The 15,876-nt window shown below is 62.5% G+C and carries 20 protein-coding genes; 6 read left to right on the plus strand and 14 right to left on the minus strand.

Going from position 1 to position 15,876, the window contains the following annotated elements:
- Positions 1 to 40 precede the first annotated feature (40 nt).
- The 4 genes from V1278_RS29900 to V1278_RS29915 all read right to left on the minus strand — a co-directional run bounded on the left by V1278_RS29900 (position 41) and on the right by V1278_RS29915 (position 2,854).
- Positions 41 to 1,387: a cbb3-type cytochrome c oxidase subunit I gene (locus tag V1278_RS29900; RefSeq protein ID WP_334383191.1), complete on the minus strand. Its 1,347-nt coding sequence runs from the start codon at positions 1,385 to 1,387 to the stop codon at positions 41 to 43.
- 37 nt (positions 1,388 to 1,424) lie between these two features.
- Positions 1,425 to 1,877 carry a c-type cytochrome gene (locus tag V1278_RS29905; RefSeq protein WP_334383192.1) on the minus strand — a complete coding sequence of 151 codons (453 nt, stop codon included), beginning with the start codon at positions 1,875 to 1,877 and terminating at the stop codon, positions 1,425 to 1,427.
- A 125-nt stretch (positions 1,878 to 2,002) separates the two neighbouring features.
- The gene (locus V1278_RS29910; protein WP_334383193.1) at positions 2,003 to 2,275 is read right to left on the minus strand and encodes a cytochrome C oxidase subunit IV family protein; all 273 of its coding nucleotides are present in this window, start codon (positions 2,273 to 2,275) and stop codon (positions 2,003 to 2,005) included.
- Positions 2,276 to 2,278: 3 nt separating this feature from the next.
- Positions 2,279 to 2,854, minus strand: a complete 576-nt coding sequence (locus V1278_RS29915; protein WP_334383194.1) for a cytochrome c oxidase subunit 3 family protein — start codon at positions 2,852 to 2,854, stop codon at positions 2,279 to 2,281.
- 160 nt (positions 2,855 to 3,014) lie between these two features.
- On the opposite strand from V1278_RS29915, the gene V1278_RS29920 reads away from it, so the two are divergent.
- A complete protein-coding gene (locus V1278_RS29920; protein WP_334383195.1) occupies positions 3,015 to 3,170 on the plus strand; it encodes a hypothetical protein in 156 nt (51 codons plus the stop codon).
- A gap of 45 nt (positions 3,171 to 3,215) precedes the next feature.
- Here the strand turns inward: V1278_RS29920 and V1278_RS29925 are convergent, their stop codons facing one another.
- From V1278_RS29925 to V1278_RS29960, 8 genes are all read right to left on the minus strand, one after another.
- Complete coding sequence (locus tag V1278_RS29925; RefSeq protein WP_334383196.1) at positions 3,216 to 4,061, minus strand: copper chaperone PCu(A)C; 846 nt, start codon at positions 4,059 to 4,061, stop codon at positions 3,216 to 3,218.
- Positions 4,062 to 4,194: 133 nt separating this feature from the next.
- Positions 4,195 to 5,625 (minus strand): cytochrome c oxidase accessory protein CcoG, encoded by a 1,431-nt coding sequence (gene ccoG, locus V1278_RS29930; protein WP_334383197.1) that lies wholly within the window; start codon positions 5,623 to 5,625, stop codon positions 4,195 to 4,197.
- 15 nt (positions 5,626 to 5,640) lie between these two features.
- Positions 5,641 to 5,955, minus strand: coding sequence for a metal-sulfur cluster assembly factor (locus V1278_RS29935; RefSeq protein WP_334383198.1), 315 nt, complete (start codon positions 5,953 to 5,955; stop codon positions 5,641 to 5,643).
- The gene (locus V1278_RS29940; protein ID WP_334383199.1) at positions 5,952 to 6,461 is read right to left on the minus strand and encodes a DUF2249 domain-containing protein; all 510 of its coding nucleotides are present in this window, start codon (positions 6,459 to 6,461) and stop codon (positions 5,952 to 5,954) included. The genes V1278_RS29935 and V1278_RS29940 overlap by 4 nt, the downstream gene beginning before the upstream one ends.
- Positions 6,462 to 6,483: 22 nt before the next feature.
- On the minus strand, positions 6,484 to 7,791 hold the full coding sequence (locus tag V1278_RS29945; RefSeq protein WP_334383200.1) for a hypothetical protein: 1,308 nt from the start codon (positions 7,789 to 7,791) through the stop codon (positions 6,484 to 6,486).
- 39 nt (positions 7,792 to 7,830) lie between these two features.
- On the minus strand, positions 7,831 to 9,009 hold the full coding sequence (locus V1278_RS29950) for an NnrS family protein (RefSeq protein ID WP_334383201.1): 1,179 nt from the start codon (positions 9,007 to 9,009) through the stop codon (positions 7,831 to 7,833).
- Between the two features lie 144 nt (positions 9,010 to 9,153).
- On the minus strand, positions 9,154 to 9,411 hold the full coding sequence (locus tag V1278_RS29955) for a hypothetical protein (RefSeq protein WP_334383202.1): 258 nt from the start codon (positions 9,409 to 9,411) through the stop codon (positions 9,154 to 9,156).
- 207 nt (positions 9,412 to 9,618) lie between these two features.
- Positions 9,619 to 10,077, minus strand: coding sequence for a pseudoazurin (locus tag V1278_RS29960; RefSeq protein WP_334383203.1), 459 nt, complete (start codon positions 10,075 to 10,077; stop codon positions 9,619 to 9,621).
- 197 nt (positions 10,078 to 10,274) lie between these two features.
- Here V1278_RS29960 and V1278_RS29965 point away from each other — a divergent pair, with 197 nt between their 5' ends.
- The gene (locus tag V1278_RS29965) at positions 10,275 to 10,991 is read left to right on the plus strand and encodes a Crp/Fnr family transcriptional regulator (RefSeq protein ID WP_334383204.1); all 717 of its coding nucleotides are present in this window, start codon (positions 10,275 to 10,277) and stop codon (positions 10,989 to 10,991) included.
- On the opposite strand, the gene V1278_RS29970 is transcribed toward V1278_RS29965, so the two are convergent.
- A complete protein-coding gene (locus V1278_RS29970; RefSeq protein WP_334383205.1) occupies positions 10,988 to 11,200 on the minus strand; it encodes a DUF1858 domain-containing protein in 213 nt (70 codons plus the stop codon). The two genes, V1278_RS29965 and V1278_RS29970, sit on opposite strands and share 4 nt — an antisense overlap.
- 175 nt (positions 11,201 to 11,375) lie before the next feature.
- On the opposite strand from V1278_RS29970, the gene nirK reads away from it, so the two are divergent.
- The 4 genes from nirK to V1278_RS29990 all read left to right on the plus strand — a co-directional run bounded on the left by nirK (position 11,376) and on the right by V1278_RS29990 (position 15,283).
- Positions 11,376 to 12,503, plus strand: a complete 1,128-nt coding sequence (nirK, locus tag V1278_RS29975) for a copper-containing nitrite reductase (protein ID WP_334383206.1) — start codon at positions 11,376 to 11,378, stop codon at positions 12,501 to 12,503.
- 62 nt (positions 12,504 to 12,565) lie between these two features.
- On the plus strand, positions 12,566 to 13,429 hold the full coding sequence (locus V1278_RS29980; RefSeq protein ID WP_334383207.1) for an SUMF1/EgtB/PvdO family nonheme iron enzyme: 864 nt from the start codon (positions 12,566 to 12,568) through the stop codon (positions 13,427 to 13,429).
- 90 nt (positions 13,430 to 13,519) lie between these two features.
- A complete protein-coding gene (hemN, locus tag V1278_RS29985; RefSeq protein ID WP_334383208.1) occupies positions 13,520 to 14,872 on the plus strand; it encodes an oxygen-independent coproporphyrinogen III oxidase in 1,353 nt (450 codons plus the stop codon).
- A gap of 129 nt (positions 14,873 to 15,001) precedes the next feature.
- Positions 15,002 to 15,283, plus strand: a complete 282-nt coding sequence (locus V1278_RS29990) for a hypothetical protein (protein ID WP_334383209.1) — start codon at positions 15,002 to 15,004, stop codon at positions 15,281 to 15,283.
- Between the two features lie 205 nt (positions 15,284 to 15,488).
- On the opposite strand, the gene V1278_RS29995 is transcribed toward V1278_RS29990, so the two are convergent.
- Positions 15,489 to 15,686 carry a hypothetical protein gene (locus V1278_RS29995; protein ID WP_065749664.1) on the minus strand — a complete coding sequence of 66 codons (198 nt, stop codon included), beginning with the start codon at positions 15,684 to 15,686 and terminating at the stop codon, positions 15,489 to 15,491.
- Positions 15,687 to 15,876: the final 190 nt, after the last annotated feature.

Consider the following 15,876-nt stretch of genomic DNA (forward strand, 5'->3'; position numbering starts at 1 on the left):
AAGCGGCGGCCGGCCGCATTGAAGACCGGCCGCCTGACGCCTATTCGGCCGGCTGCAGCGCGCCCGTCGCGACCGCCTGCCGTTCGTGGCCCGGCACCAGAACCGCCCACACGAACATCAGCGCCGAGATCAGAACGAAGACGCCGGAACCGAGTCGGACCCAGTAGAACATCGCGAGTTGGTCCTGCACTTCCATGAAGTTCTGGCCGAGCACGCGCTGCAGATGAACCTGGACCACGCCCGCAAAGGTCAGCGCGAAAGTCATTGTCATCATGGCCGTGCACATGATCCAGAAGCTTGCCATGCTAAGCCATTGATTGTACGGCGCGCGCTGGCGCAGTTGCGGGATCGCGTAGGCCATGACGGCGAGATTCAGCATCACGTAGGCGCCGAAGAACGCGAGATGTCCGTGCGCTGCCGTCACCTGGGTGCCGTGCGTGTAGTAGTTCACCGAGGACAGGGTGTGCAGGAAGCCCCAGACGCCGGCGCCGAGGAATGCCATCACGGAGCAGCCGACCGACCACAGGAGCGCTGCCCGGTTCGGATGCTTGCGACCTGCCTTCCAGGTCATCTGCACGGTGAAGATGACCATTGTGAAGAACGGCGCCACCTCGAGCGTGGAGAACAGCGAACCGATCCACTGCCAGTAGCCGGGCGCGCCGATCCAGTAGAAGTGATGGCCGGTACCCAGGATGCCGGAGAACAGCGCAAGGCCGATGATGACGTAGAGCCACTTCTCGACCACCTCGCGATCGACTCCGTTGAGCTTGATCATCAGGAAGGCCAGCACGGAGGCCATGATGAGCTCCCAGACGCCTTCGACCCACAGGTGCACGACGTACCACCAGTACATCTTGTCGAGGGCCAGGTTCGCCGGATTGTAGAACGCGAACAGGAAGAAGATCGCGACGCCCCAAAGACCGAACAGCAGGATGTTGGTGACCGTGGTCTTTCTTCCTTTCAACGCCGTCATCGTTACGTTGAAGAGAAACATGAGACAGACGACGACGATCCCGACCTTGATCGCGAACGGCTGCTCGAGGAATTCGCGGCCTTCGTGGTACTGGAACAGGTAGCCGACCACGGCGACGCCGGCAGCGCCGAAGAACATCCAGAACTGGATCTTCGCAAGCAGCGGGCTGAACAGCTCAGTCTCGGTCTCCTCCGGCAGAAGATAATAGGTCGCGCCCATGAAGCCGATCAGCGACCAGACGATCAATGCGTTGGTATGTATCATCCGGACGATGTTGAACGGCAACAGCGCGGACAAGGTGTTGGGGAGGACGTAGATGGTGCCGGCCAGAACGCCGAACGCGACCTGCGCGAGGAAAAGCGTCAGCGCGCCGTAGAAGTACAGCATCGCGACTTTCTGGGTTTCGTATTTCATCGTGAGGTTCCTAAAACGGGCTGTCGGGGTGAGATGCTCAGCCGGCCTTGTTCGGCGGCCAGTTCTGGGTCTTGATGCTGTTGGTCCACTGCAGGAAATCGGCGAGGTCATTGAGTTCCTGGTCGGTGAGGTTGAACTGCGGCATCTGCCGGCGGCCCGGCGCGCCCGACGGCTGCGCCTGCATCCACGACTTCAGGATTTCCTTGGCGGTGGCGGGATCTTCGTTGCCGCCCCAGCGATCCCACACGTTGCCGACCTCGGGAGCGAAATACGCGCCTTCGCCCAGCAAGGTATGGCAGTTGATGCAGGAGTGCTTCTCCCAGACGTGCTTGCCACGCGCCACCGAGTCGGTCAGCGTCTTCGCGTCCGTCGATGTGGTCACCATGTAGTAGTGGCTGTGCGCCGTCAGCCCGAGGAAGATCGCGAAGAAAAAGGCCGATCCGCCGTAGAAGACGTTACGGGCCGCCGATTTGGTAAGGCGTTCAGCCATTACGGATCCTTTCCGATTCGTGTGCTGTAGTTGCGGGTCGCGGCAATCTATCCACCAGCGGTCGACGCTCTTTGTGCCGGATCAAGGTTCTCGACGATCCCGGATGGTTCCCCGGGATTTTACGGTCAGGACAGCAGGACCGAGACGGCGGAAACGGCCCAGGCGAAGCCCACGATCAGCATCAGCCACGCGGTCGCAAGCCCGCGCCAGAGTGCCGGCGCAGTCCGCAAGTCGAGGTAATCGAGCAGGATTCTGCGGCCCTTGATTGCAGCAAGGGCGAGAACGGTTCCGTCGGCGAGCACCGGATTTCGGGGGACGCCGGTGAGCGCCATGGTCGCGAAAGCAAGCGCAATCAGCGCCATCAACGTGATATCCAGACGGTCTGGCGAGTAACGCATGCTTCAGCGCACCAGGTAGATGATCGGAAACATCACGATCCAGACCAGATCGACCATGTGCCAGAAGACCGTCCCGGTCTCCACATGAGCGGGATCGGCGCGGCGGCAAACGACCGCAAGAATGACGATTCCGAGGCAGACGTGCAGAAGGTGAAAGCCGGTCAGGAGGAAATACAACGTGAAGAACACACTCGTCTCGAGGCCGGCACCCGCGCCAATCTCGTGTGCATACTCGACGAGCTTGATCGCCACGAATGCGCCGCCAAGCGCCATGGCGAGAACCAGCCAAAGTCGCGCACGAGAGCCTTCATCAGCCCGCGCCGATGCCGCGCCTTTCGCCGCGGCCCAACCGCTGGTCACCAGGACAACCGTGTTGCATCCGGCAAGCGTCAGGTCGAGGGCGGTCTGTCCCGATGCAAATATCGCGGGCTTCACCGCGTGAGCAACGATGAATGCGCCGAGGAACAAACCGAAGGCGACGAGCTCGCTGAAAACGAGCACCCACATCATCGGGTCACCCGGGAGTCCTTCAAAGACACCCCATCCCGGCTCCTCGCGCTCGCAATCCGCTATCGACATTCGATCTCGCCTATCATCCCCGACGGAAAAGGGTCTTTGTCGCCGAGCAAACATGACGGCGGTCGCGTCGATCGCATCCGTGCTTGATGAAGCGCAATGTCAATGGCCAGTCGAAGCCGCTAGATGCGGCGAGCCTTGAAGCAATGAGGACGGAAGAGCCATGAGCGACGCACAACTGGGCCTGCTTACCGCCACCCCCATCATCGTCGCCTTTGCCGGTGCACTGAGGGCAATGGGGGTCCTGTCCACCACGGCGACCGTATCCGCCATCGGACTATCAATCGCCATCGCCGTGGTGCTGTTCACAACGCAGTAGAGCGGTCCGGCGCGTCCGATTGCATAATACCCGTCGTGACCGCCGTCATTCGATGAGTATCGGGGCCGCGATGTCGACGCGGTCGTCCTTCGCCAAGTCGATGCCAAGCGACAATGACCACTTCCCGCCTGCGGCGGCCGTCATGCGGACGCGCCACCTATCGGCCGCCACGCGCTCGGCCCTCGCGGTGATGGGAGCGATTCCCTTGTCGGGATTGGACAGCGTCACGGAAAGCCCATCGACCGCGAGAGGCTTCTCGTCGCCATCCTCAATCTGCACCAGGACCTCGATCGGACCGCCGCGGCCCGGCGAGACGGTGACGTTGGCCATCACGCGCGTTCCGCAGATGTGGGTGAAGAAGGGCTCCTCGGTTGCCGCGACTTGCGCCGGAGACGCCGCTGCCGCGGCAGGTCCGGTCGAAGCAATTTGCAGTCTTGGCCCTTTGGCGCCCACGCCGCCGACCTCGAAGCTCGCATCGATCTTGCCGGCGCGCTCGAAATTCAGCGAGACCGCAATCCGTTGGTCCTCCTCGAACGGCGCGATCAGCCCAATGAACATGATGTGGTCTCCTCCCGGCACCAGCGTCACCGTCGCATCCGCCGGAATCGGCAGACCGTCGTCGAGAGGCCGCATCGTCATGATGCCATCCTGCATGCTCATCTGATGAATCTCGACCTTGGCGGCCACAGCGCTCGACGCCGAAAGCAGCCGGTCAGGCTCCGCCCCCCGGTTCTCGATGGTGAGGTACCCGCCCGCGACTTTTGCCCCTTTCGGCGTGGCGCGGCTCCAGGCCTCTCTCACCGTGATGTCGTGAGCGAGCGCCGGCGAGGAGCCGGCGAGCGCCGCCAGGGCGGTGGCGATCAGAATGAATGTGTTGAACCGGTAGAGCATGGCTAAACCTCCGATCGGGCCGGGCTTAATTCGGAATGTTGCAGATGGCGGCCTTCCCGACCTTGATAAGGCGCAAACTGACGACAATCGGAGTAACTTGCCGTCTACGATTTTCGCGCGCATGGGCCGCGTTTCAGCGTTCGACGAACCTGTCTTTCGCGGAAAGAACCGTGGTGCCGCTTTCGTCGCGCGCGGTGAACACGACGTCGGCCTCCCGGGGAGTAGTTGCGGTGAGCGTGACGCGGACGGCTTCGGAGCCGTCGGGAGGCACCTCGATCGGGGCCAGGCTCTCGTTGCCGATGATGGCCATCTGGGCGTCCACGCCGCTGACCGAAAGTGTGTAGGAGTGAGCGACCGATGACTTGTTCAAGAGCTTGACGGTATAGGCGTTGCGCACCGATCCATCCGACAGCCGGACCGCCAGGGGATCGCGATCGTGCTGGACTGAAAGCGTGGCGTTGGTCTTGGTCATGAAGGAAAAGACGATCGTAGCCGTCAACACGAGACAGGCTGCCGTCAGGCCGATGGTCTTCGGGCGCACCAGCCGGGAAACCGGCGGCTCAGCACGGCGACCGCGCTCGATATTGTTCCAGCTTTCATAGTCGATCAGCCCGCGCGGGCGGCCAAGCTTCGACATCACGCTATCGCAGGCATCCACGCACAGTCCGCAATTGATGCAGGCGAAGTTCGGTCCTTCGCGTATGTCGATGCCGATCGGACACACCGCGACGCATTGATTGCAGTCGACGCAGTCTCCCGCCGGCTTGCCCTGCAGGCGAAGTTCATCCGCCTTCTTGGCCGACGTCCGTTGCTCACCGCGGTGGTCCCGGTAATTGACGGTGAATGCCTCCGGGTCCCAGATCGCGCCTTGAAGACGCGGCCACGGCCACATGAAGGTGCAGACCTGTTCGCGCGCAAAACCGGCCAGGCCGTAGGTGGTTCCGGCGAAGACGACGATCCAGCCAAGCGTGTTGGCCGAAACGTCGGCGCGCGCGAAGCTTCGCAGCAGTTCCGGCGCATCGGTGAAGTAGAAGATCAGCGTGCCGCTGGTATCCAGCGAGATCAGGACCCAGGCAGAATGTTTCACGACGATCTGAATCGTCCGCTTGGCGTCAAGCGGAGCGTTCAGATTCTTCAGACGCTGGCGCCTGTCTCCCTCGATCAGCCTTTCGACGAGCAGAAACAGGTCGGTCCAGACCGTTTGCGGGCAGGCAAAGCCGCACCATAATCTTCCCGCCAGTGCATTGGTGAGGATCAGGATGGTCGAAGCAAGAACGAGGAGCCCGGTGACCAGATAGAGATCTTGCGGCCAGATCTCGATGAAGAAGAAGTAGAGCCGTCCGTGGGCGAAATCGAGCAGGACTGCCTGATCCGGCGCGTTGGGACCCCGGTCCCAACGAAGAAGCGGCGTGACGTAGTAGATCGAAAGCGTCAGCAGCAGGATGATCCACTTGATCCGCCGGATCCGTCCCTTGACGGCCTGAGGCATAACCGGTTGACCTGATGCCGCGGCGGCGGCCCTGGCGCGCGTCTTCGCGTGATCGATCTCGATGGTAAGCGCCATGCCGCCGTTCCAGCCTCAGTTGACGGCGGCAAAGCCGAGCGAGGCCCGGACGACCGGCTCGATGCGAGAAGGTGTCCAGGGCGGATCGAACGTCATCACAATGTCGACGGAGCGGACTCCCGGTACCCGCGCGACCGCGTTCGCAACGCCTTCCTCCAGAAAGCGGATTGCTGGGCATCCCGGGGTGGTCGCGGTCATGGCGATGCGAACGGCGCCATCAATCACCGATATGTCGTAGACGAATCCGAGATCGATGATGTTGTGACCAAGCTCGGGATCGATCACGACGCGCAGCGCATCCCTGATACGGTCGATGACCTGGTTCGTCATGACGGCGCCCTGACTGTCAGTTCGTAAGTTGCACCGTCCGGCGAGAACCCACCCAACCAGTGATATCCACGCTTCTCGAGTTGCGGGAACAGGAAGACGGGCTCGCGCCGCAGCAGCGCCGAAAGCGTTTCACCCGGCCCCAGTTTCTCGGCAGCCGCGAGGATCCGAACCATCGGTTCGGGCGGCTCGAGGTCACGATTGTCGAGCCTGACGATTGGCTCCGGCCAATCGTCGAAGTCCGAGGTGCCGGAAGCGGGCGCGCCCTGTTCCGTTGCCGTCGCCGTTGGCGTGAACAGCACCTCCCATTCGCCGGCATCGAGCGCCTGCGCGGAATGCGCAAATCCTTTGTCCGCCATAACGGCGAACAACGGAACGGGTTTGAAGGTGGCGTAGAGGCGGAGCCCCTGCCCGGGTTCGAGGCGATCGAGCGCGGACATGATGACCGAGAACGGCTCGCCACCTGCGCGCAGGATCGGACGGACGTCAACATCGATGTAATCGGTCATGCTTCTCCCTTTCCTTTCATGTTCAGGCCCTGGCACACAGCAGACACGGCGTGCAGGCGCCATTCGGAAGGCGCAGCGAACCCGCGACGTCTGCAAGGCGCCGTGTGCGGATCACTTCGCGGACGATACCGGCGAGGCCGATAGTCATCATCGCCGCGGCTGCCCGGAATGCCGACGGTTGGCCGGCCACCAGCGTCAGGGTTCCGAGCCAGACGGCCACGTAGTAGGTCACGAACCATTTCGATGCCCTCGCCTCCGCGACAAGATCCTGAACGCGCGGGGTCGGCGTCCGTCCCATCACAGGACCGTAAGCCTCGAGCCAGGTCAGGAACGCCACGATCTTGTAGAGCTTGGCGAGAACCAGACCGGACAGCCAACCGAAGACGGCGAGAAAGGCGAATGCGCCGACATGCGCGACGAAAGTGCCGGTCAGGACGAGCACCACACCGAGAAAGGCCTTCGCCGCGAGACTGACGAAGGACAGCACCGCCATCCGGGTGTTGAGTTCGAGCTGCCGCCGCTTGCGGCCGCTGAAGATCCCGATCAGGTCGCGCCCATACAGAGCGGCCGTCGCCAGACCGAGAACGGCTGCGATCGACAACACGACATTCAATCCGAAAGTGAGCCAGATGGCGACAATTCCGCCGACCACCGCGACGGCGATGGCGAGCGCGCCGGCCGCCAGCGTCATGTTGCTCTTGCGGTCATCGACATCGGGCGAGAGCATGAACATGGATAGCAACCGATAGCTCACCCCCATGGCCGTCAAGGTGAGCCAGCCACCAAGGCCGGCGATCGCGTGCAACGGAACTCCATTTGCGAGGATCGTTTCCCCGATTGATCCCGCCCACCCCGCATGCGCAAACGCAAACATCGCGCCGAAGGCAATCGTGGCACAGAGCGAGGCCAACCCGACCAGGACGAAACGTGCGGGTCCCACCGGCCGCAGCCATGCCGTCAAGCCGAGATCGACAACGACCAGGCCGAATCCGCCAACGAGCAGGACCGCCCCGAGCGGAAGCAGCCAGAGCCAGGCAGGAAGCCGGCCGCCCAATCCCAGGAAGCCGGCGAGCAGTGAGACGAGACCAGCGGTCAACAGGCCAAGCGCCGGCAACGCCCACTTCTCGGAAAACAGCGGCTTTGCGACGAGCACCGGCACGAACTGGAATAGCGCGCCGCACATCGCCAGGCTGAGCCAGCCGATACAAACCACGTGCACCAGGACGAGGGTATCGGGCGATGCAAGATGCACCGCCGGAAAGCCGAGGCCTGCGACCATCAGAGCCAGCGCCACGAACAACCACGCGAGCGCTGCCGCGAAGTAGCTCATTGTCCATCGTGATATGCTGGCGCCGATCATCGTGCTCCCTTAGAACTTGCGCGCGCTGCACAGAAGCGGCGCGTAGGCGAGCGCGAAGCCCAAAAACGCCCCCGCCCACGCGACACCCGAGATCGTCAGCAGCGGGATCGAATGAGTCGGATCGACTGCCGCACATACCCGCGCCAGCGCGGCGACGACGATTGAAGCGTAGACGAGCTGGGTGGCAATGGAGGCCGAAAGCGCCTGGCCGGTGTGGCCGAGTGAGGCGCGGGTCATTACGGCGATCGTCATCGAACCGATCGCGCCTCCGGTCCAGGCGTGAATTCCGGCGCTGGCAGCGACAAGGTCCACTGCAGATAGCGCCGCCAGCAGGAAACCGACCGGCACGAATGCGTAAGCCACATGAAGGATCAGCACGAGACGGTCCGACACGGTCCGATCGCCGGCCCAGCGAGCCAGGCGGACGATGTGGAGCAGACCGGCGACGCCGAGTGCGCCTGCGACGAAGCGGCCCGAGGGAGTCACCACCCACGCGATCATGGCGCAGACGCCCGCGATCATCGTGATCGCATCGAAGCGGTTAAAGGGGATGGGCCGCCTTCCCGGCTTGCGGCGCGCCAGCCAGTTGCGCGTGAAGCTCGGAACGATCCGACCTCCGATTACGCAGACCAGCGTGACGACGAGGCCGACGCCAAGTCGCGTGGAATAATCCGCCAGACCGTCGAAATGCGCCTCGACATGAAAAGCGATATTGGTGATGGCCAGCAGCGAGATGATGCCAACCACTTTCAGATTGTTCCACTTGCGTCCGGCGATGATCTCGCGAGCGGCTGCGGCAGCGAGCAAAAGCAGAAAGGCGGCATCAATCACCAGTGCGATTTCCCAGCCGATGATCCCGGAGAACGTCACAGCCAGCCTTCCGGCAAGCCAGGCGGCGAACAGAATCGCGAGCGGAACACCCTGGATCGGAAGGCGGCCCGTCCAGTTCGGCACCGCCGTCAGAAGAAAGCCGGCGACGACAGCGCCGACATAGCCGAACAGCATCTCATGGACATGCCAGTCCCGCGGCGCGAACGCGATCGGCAGCGAGACATGGCCGGCGAACACCATGAGCCACAGTGGAACCATCGCACCGGCATAAATGGCGCCGAACAGAAAGAACGGTCGGAAGCCGTAGGAGAACAGCGCCGGCCCCTGATAGGCCCTTAATTTCTGCATCGTCGTCATGAGCGATTTCCGTTAATTGCTTGCGATCATAAGCCGTTCCGATCGAGGCTCTTTGTCGGGGCACAAATTGCAGCGTCGTTCGCTGAGATGTTTGATCTCAGACAAAGATCGGGCTGCCTTCGACCTGCATTGTCGGTTCCACCATCAACGGAGGACACGATGCGAATTTTCGAGAGACTGCGAGGACGAAGCCGAAGCAATGCCGCTATCGTGCGCAAGCTTTTCGAGGTGATCACTGGCGATCTTCTCCGGAAACTCGAGGGCGAAACCACAGCCCCGGTATTCGCCGAGAACAAAGCCAATTGCTGTTCCTGCTGCTCGACCGAAGAAAGGTCCCCTCAGTAGGCCGATCTTGCGCGAGATCAATGCGACCTTCGCTTTTGGCGACAGAACAATCGCCAATAAGCAGCGCCACCCCGCGCGATGTCTGGCTTCCGATCGCGCTTGCCCCTGACGATTGCGACCTCGAACTCGGTCACATCTACGCGGCCGGGATCGAGGCGCTGCGTTTCCCATGCCGACGCAAGTCCGGCATCTGGTACAATGTCTGGATGGATGAGCCACTGCTGATCCATCCGACCCATTGGAGAAGCTGGCGTTAGCAGACCGCTATCTGGATGCGGTCTTGCTGGCCTCGAGCGTGTCGAACAGCTTCGCAAAGACCTGCTTTGCCTTTCCCACCTGCGGAACGGCCTTGGCCTGATCGACGTTGCCGGGCTTTCCAACCACGATCAACGCAACCATTCCCATGCCGTAGTGAGGCAGACACTTTATCCCGTAGACCCCTTCCTGCTCGAACTTGACGGCGATGTCCTCATTGTTCTTGCCGACGAACGGCGCTGCTCCCTCCGGGAGCATGCCCTTGACGGACTCCGCGTTGTGGCCCTTGTCCGTGGACACGAATTTGACGGTGTCGCCGGGTGCAATCTTCACGAAGGCCGGCTCGAATACCATCACTGCGCCGTCGGTTCCCTTGTTGAGAAGCTTGACCTCAACCTCCGCCGCCCGGGCGCCTCCGGTCAGGAGCAGAACCCCCGCGGCGGCGGCCAATATCGCAATCTTTTTCATGTGTTCCGTCTCTTTCCGATTTCGTGGACTTGCACCCGGGTCTCCCGGGCTCCCACGTACGGGATATCGCCGTTCGGTCCTGCCGATATTGCGCCAGCGCAATCTCCGGGCCGAATCCTGCGCTAAGAGCTTGGCGGGCCGTTGAGGCCTGCTTCGGCCGCAGATACCGTCCGCGGCATATTGGAACGAGGATATCGATGGCCTCAGTCGACCGCTCACTGGTCGCGAACCTGCCGATGTTCGCTGGCCTTGCCCCCGCCGAACAGGAAGAACTGTTGCGGGAAGCGCGTTCGATTCGATACCCGAAGGGAACCGCGGTTTTCGATCAGGGTGCGGAGGCGGATCGCTTCTACCTCCTGCTGCACGGGCATCTGCGCGTCGAAAAGACCACGTCACAGGGGCAGCAGTCCGTCGTCCGCTACGTCTCCGCCGGCGAGCTCTTCGGCGTCGCGCAGGCCATGAATCTCACGCACTATCCGGCGACTGCCGTCGCCGCTGTCGACAGCATTGCGCTCGCCTGGCCCTCGTCTTCCTGGAATCGCCTGATCGCCAGATATCCGAGCCTCGCCTCAAGCGCGTTGCAGACCGTCGGCAGCCGCCTGCAGGATACCCAGGCCCGCGTCTTGGAGATGTCGAACGAGCAGGTCGAGCAGCGCGTCGCGCATGCGCTACTGCGCCTGGCCAAACAGGCCGGAAGGAAAGTCGATGCCGGCGTCGAGATCGACTTTCCCATCAGCCGGCAGGACGTCGCCGAGATGACGGGGACGACGTTGCACACCGTCAGCCGGATTCTCAGCGCGTGGGAGCAGCGGGGACTGGTCGAGGGCGGCAGGCAGCGAATTGTTCTGCGCGATGCGCACAGGCTGCACGGCCTCGCCGAAGGCGATGAAGCCGCCAAGGTGCGCAAGCCCTAGGCCGCTTTCGCCATATCCTGGAGCTTCGACAGGAACGCCGCCGCGTCGACGCTGTGTTCGTCGCATGCTTCATCGACCGAGTGGAAGGTGGCGATCGGGCAGCCGACACACCGCATCCTGAAATCGAGGAAGACGCGTATCGTCGATGGCCAGCGACGCATCACATCGTCAACCATCAGATCCACCGTCGGTACTGCATGATTCTTCATGCAATGACCTTAACCTGGCGGTTACCTAGTCGTCTTTGTTCGCGCGCAAATTCCCGAACAGTCTCCTACCTCGCTCAAGAAAACGTCTTTCATTGTTCCAGCACAAAGAGTCTCGCCGCCACCTCGCTAATGATGCACGCGTCGAATTGGAACGCACAATGCGATGGAGAGCATCATGCTGACGAGAAGGACTGCTTTAATGGGTGCCGCTATCGCGGCGCTGATGATGACCGCACCAGCCGTGGCAGGACCGGCAGACGATCTGAAGCTGCCGCGCAAGAAGGTCGAGCTGGTGGCTCCGCCCTTCGTCCACGCCCATGAACAGGCGACCAAGACGGGACCGAAGATCGTCGAGTTCAAGCTGACGATCCGCGAGAAGGAAGTCGTGATCGATCCTGCCGGCACGAAATTCCATGCGATGACGTTCGACGGATCGATGCCAGGGCCGATGATGGTGCTTCACGAGGGCGACTACATGGAGCTCACGCTGGTCAACCCCGCAACCAACAGCATGCCGCACAATATCGACCTGCACTCGGCAACCGGTGCGTTGGGTGGTGGCGCACTGACTCACGTGAATCCCGGCGAGCAGGTTGTACTGCGCTGGAAGGCGACCCGGCCCGGCGTCTTCGTCTATCACTGCGCGCCGGAAGGCATGATTCCCTGGCACGTCGTCTCCGGCATGCACGGCACGGTGATGGTGCTGCCGCGTGACGGCCTGAAGGATGCCGACGGCAAGGCGCTACGCTACGACAAGATCTTCTACATCGGCGAGAACGAGCTGTATGTGCCGAAGGATGCGAACGGCAAATACAAGACCTACGAAACCGTCGGCGAATCCTACGCCGATACGACCGAGGTCATGCGCAAGCTGATCCCGACCCATGTGGTGTTCAACGGAAGTGTCGGATCGCTCACCGGCAAGAACGCGCTCACCGCCAAGGTCGGCGAGACCGTCATGCTCGTGCATTCGCAGGCCAACCGCGATACCCGTCCTCACCTGATCGGCGGGCATGGCGACTACGTCTGGGAAGCCGGCAAGTTCAACAACCCGCCGCAGAAGGATCTCGAAACCTGGTTCATTCGCGGCGGCTCGGCCGGCGCGGCGCTCTACACCTTCCGCGAGCCCGGTGTCTACGCCTACGTCAACCACAACCTGATCGAGGCCGTCGAGCTCGGTGCCACGGCCCACATCAAGGTGGAAGGCAAGTGGAACGAGGACCTCATGAAACAGGTCACCCCTCCCGGCCCGATACCGCCTGACAAGGTCGGTGCCGCCGACCCGGTGGCCGTCACCCGCTAGGTAGCGCCGAAAATGACGGCCCGCGGTCATCGCCGCGGGCCGTCGCACGAGGAGACGACGTCATGCTCATTGTGATGAAAGTGAAAGTGGCAATGCTCGCAGGCGCGTTGGCCGCGCCAATCCTCGCAACCGCGTTGGCGCCCACGCCTCAGTCCGACGCGGACGGAGTCCTTCGCCTGGCATCCACTTCCTTCAGCTACCGCGCCGCCGGCGATTTCTCGCGGAACGGCCGGCCGGTCGAAGGACCGCTGCGCGGACACCGCCTTCCCGCTGATCTCGTCGTGATGAAACGGCAGGTCACGGTCGCCGAATACGCGCGTTGTGTCGACGAAGGCGCCTGCCCGCGCATCGGCGCTGCCGCAGGCGCGCAGAACGTTCCCGTCGTCGGCGTCAGTTGGCACGATGCCTCGGCCTATGCCGCATGGTTGTCGCGCAAGACCGGTATCATCCATCGCCTGCCGACCGACGAGGAGTGGACATTCGCCGCCGCCGAGAAGGCACGCGACGAAGCGATGCCGCTGGTCGATCCCAGCGATCCCGCACAGGCCTGGATCGCCCGCTACGAAACCGAATCCGCCCGCGACCGGCCGGCCGCAACGGCCGCGCAGCCGGGAGGCACGTTCGGCACCAACAGCAACGGACTGGATGATCTCGCCGGCAATGTCTGGGAGTGGACGAATAGCTGCTTCGTCCGCGTTTCGCTCGAGGGTGAACGCGAGCGGATCACCAACACCAATTGCGGCGTACGCGTCGTGCAGGGAGCCCATCGTTCCTACATGACCGACTTCATCCGCGACCCCAGGTCCGGCGGCTGCGCCGCCGGCGTTCCGCCGCCCAATCTCGGCTTCAGGCTCGTTATCGAACCCTCCCAGCCGGTCGTCACAGCGGTCGCCCGCAGCGTCGCGAAGCTGCTGCGACGAACGTAGCCGTCCGCCGATCGGCGGCGGGTTGAGCTAGAACAAAGTCCTTCCACCAGGAGTCCGGTAATTGATCCGCAGGCGGAAGGAGAAGAGCAGATGCGATCGGACTTGGCGCAATCCTACGGGCAGGACAGGCTGCCACGCTACACCAGCTATCCCACAGCCCCACATTTCTCGCCCACAATTGGCGAGGAGGACTATCGGAAGTGGCTGAAGTCGGTGCCCGTCCAGCAAGCGGCCTCGATCTACCTGCACGTGCCGTTCTGCCGATCGATGTGCTGGTACTGCGGATGCCACACCTCGGTCACGAAGAGCGACGATCCGATCGTGACCTATGTAGCGGGTCTGCGCACTGAAACGCACCTTGTCGCCGAGACGATCGGGCAGAGAATACCGATCTCGCATGTTCACTTCGGCGGCGGTACGCCGACGATCATGTCGCCCGAGGCGTTCGTGGACCTCGTCGGCGCGCTGCGCTATTCGTTTTTCGTGCTTCCCGACGCCGAAATCGCCGTAGAAATCGACCCGCGCACGCTGACAGAACCGATGACAGAAGCGCTCGGCTACTGCGGCGTCAACCGCGCGAGCTTGGGCGTCCAGAGCTTCGACCCCGCGGTCCAACGCGCCATCAATCGGCTGCAGAGCTTCGAACAAACCGCAACTTCTGTCGAGCGCCTGCGCCGGGTGGGCGTCCGTCGGATCAATTTTGACCTGCTCTACGGGCTTCCGCTACAGACGGTGGACTCATGCCTCGACACCGTCGCCAGATGCGTCGAGCTTCGGCCGGACCGCTTTTCAGTGTTCGGCTATGCCCATATTCCCTCGTTCAAGAAGCATCAGCGCAAGATCGCGGAGGACTCCTTGCCCGATAGCATCGAGCGGCACCTCCAGTCCGAAACGATCGCGGAAGCCTTGCTGGACGCAGGCTACGTCCGCATCGGCCTCGATCACTTCGCGCTTCCCTGCGACAGTCTCGCCATCGCGAGGCGGGACGGCAGGCTGAGGCGCAACTTCCAGGGCTATACCGACGATTCCGCCGACACGCTCATCGGTCTCGGCGCCAGCGCCATTGGCCGCATGCCGCAAGGATTCGTGCAGAATGTCGTTCCGACGCGCGAATATCTCACACGCATCGCCGAAAATCGGCTCCCCACCGCCAAGGGATACGTGTTCACCGATGAAGATCGCTTCCGTGCTGATATCATCGAGCGCATCATGTGCGATCTTGCCGTCGATCTGCCCCGGGTATCGAAGTTGCATGGCCGCGACCTTCGATCCGCAATCGTCGACCGGTCACGGATCGAGAGCCTCATCGCGGACGGCGCTGTGACGATGGTCGATGATCGGCTTTCGATCAGCGACGGTGCCGAATTCCTGGTTCGGAGCGTCGCATCGGCGTTCGATGCTCACCTTGTGCATTCCGCAGCGACGCATAGCCGCGCAGTCTGACCCGAATGTGCAGCGCAACAGCGGTGGCAGCATCCGCCGCGCCATCGCCAACACGCGCTCGGCTGCCTCGGTGGAACACTCCGCGCCCCGGCCCGTTCTCTTCAATTACAAAGAGGAAGGAACTGTCACATGATGAAAATCGCTATTACGGTGGCGGCTGCCGCAGCGGTGCTGACGACTGCTCCGCTTGTCACTCCGGTTAAGGCCCAAGGCGTCGATGTCCAGGTCGGGCGGGACCGCGACTACGATTACGATAGGGACCATCGCCGACGGTACAACTCCGACACCACAGTAGGTGTCGGCCCAGGCGGTGTCACCATCGGTCCAGGACGACGCTGTCGTACCGTGACCACCACAGTTGAAAGAGACGATGGCCGCATGATCAAGCGCAAGGAGCGCCGCTGCGACTAAAAAGCGGCGGAGCTGACGTCCGGCCTCTGACCATAGCTCAACTCGGAGCGGGCACCGAGCGATGACGCTTGCGTCGCCATCACCTCGTGCGCCGGCGATCGGCGAATTCCGTTTAGCAACCAAAGCATTGACATTGTTGCCCCAACGAGCCTCGTAGGGCGCGTTGGAGAACAGGGCCCTCGCTGCGGGGCGATGTCCTCTCCGATCAAGTCTTGGCCTTCTGATCCGAGGCCGCCTCGCGGGCCAGTCGCTCTGCTTTCAATCGCTCCCGGTTTGCATGGAGCGCCTGTTGTGCGCGTTGATACTCGGAAAGTGCTACTTTGGCGTCCGCGTCTCTGAAGACCTTTCGAGCTTCCCGTTCGGCCGCGGTGGGCGTCCTCCGCTCGGATATGCGATCGCTCATTTGCTCCTCCTTCGGTCGCAAACGGTCCTGGCGCCAAGTGGTGCGCGCATCAGGACCGCCAACCCAAGTGGTAGATTTTCCTCCGGCTTGAATTTTGGGGGGTGTAAGTGCCAGAGGCAGGGATTCGACGCCTGACGAACCCGTTGGTTCCATTCTGTCTTGGCGGCTTCAAGTCGCATGGCCGGTGCCC

The organism is Bradyrhizobium sp. AZCC 1577 (assembly GCF_036924575.1).
GTDB lineage: Bacteria > Pseudomonadota > Alphaproteobacteria > Rhizobiales > Xanthobacteraceae > Bradyrhizobium.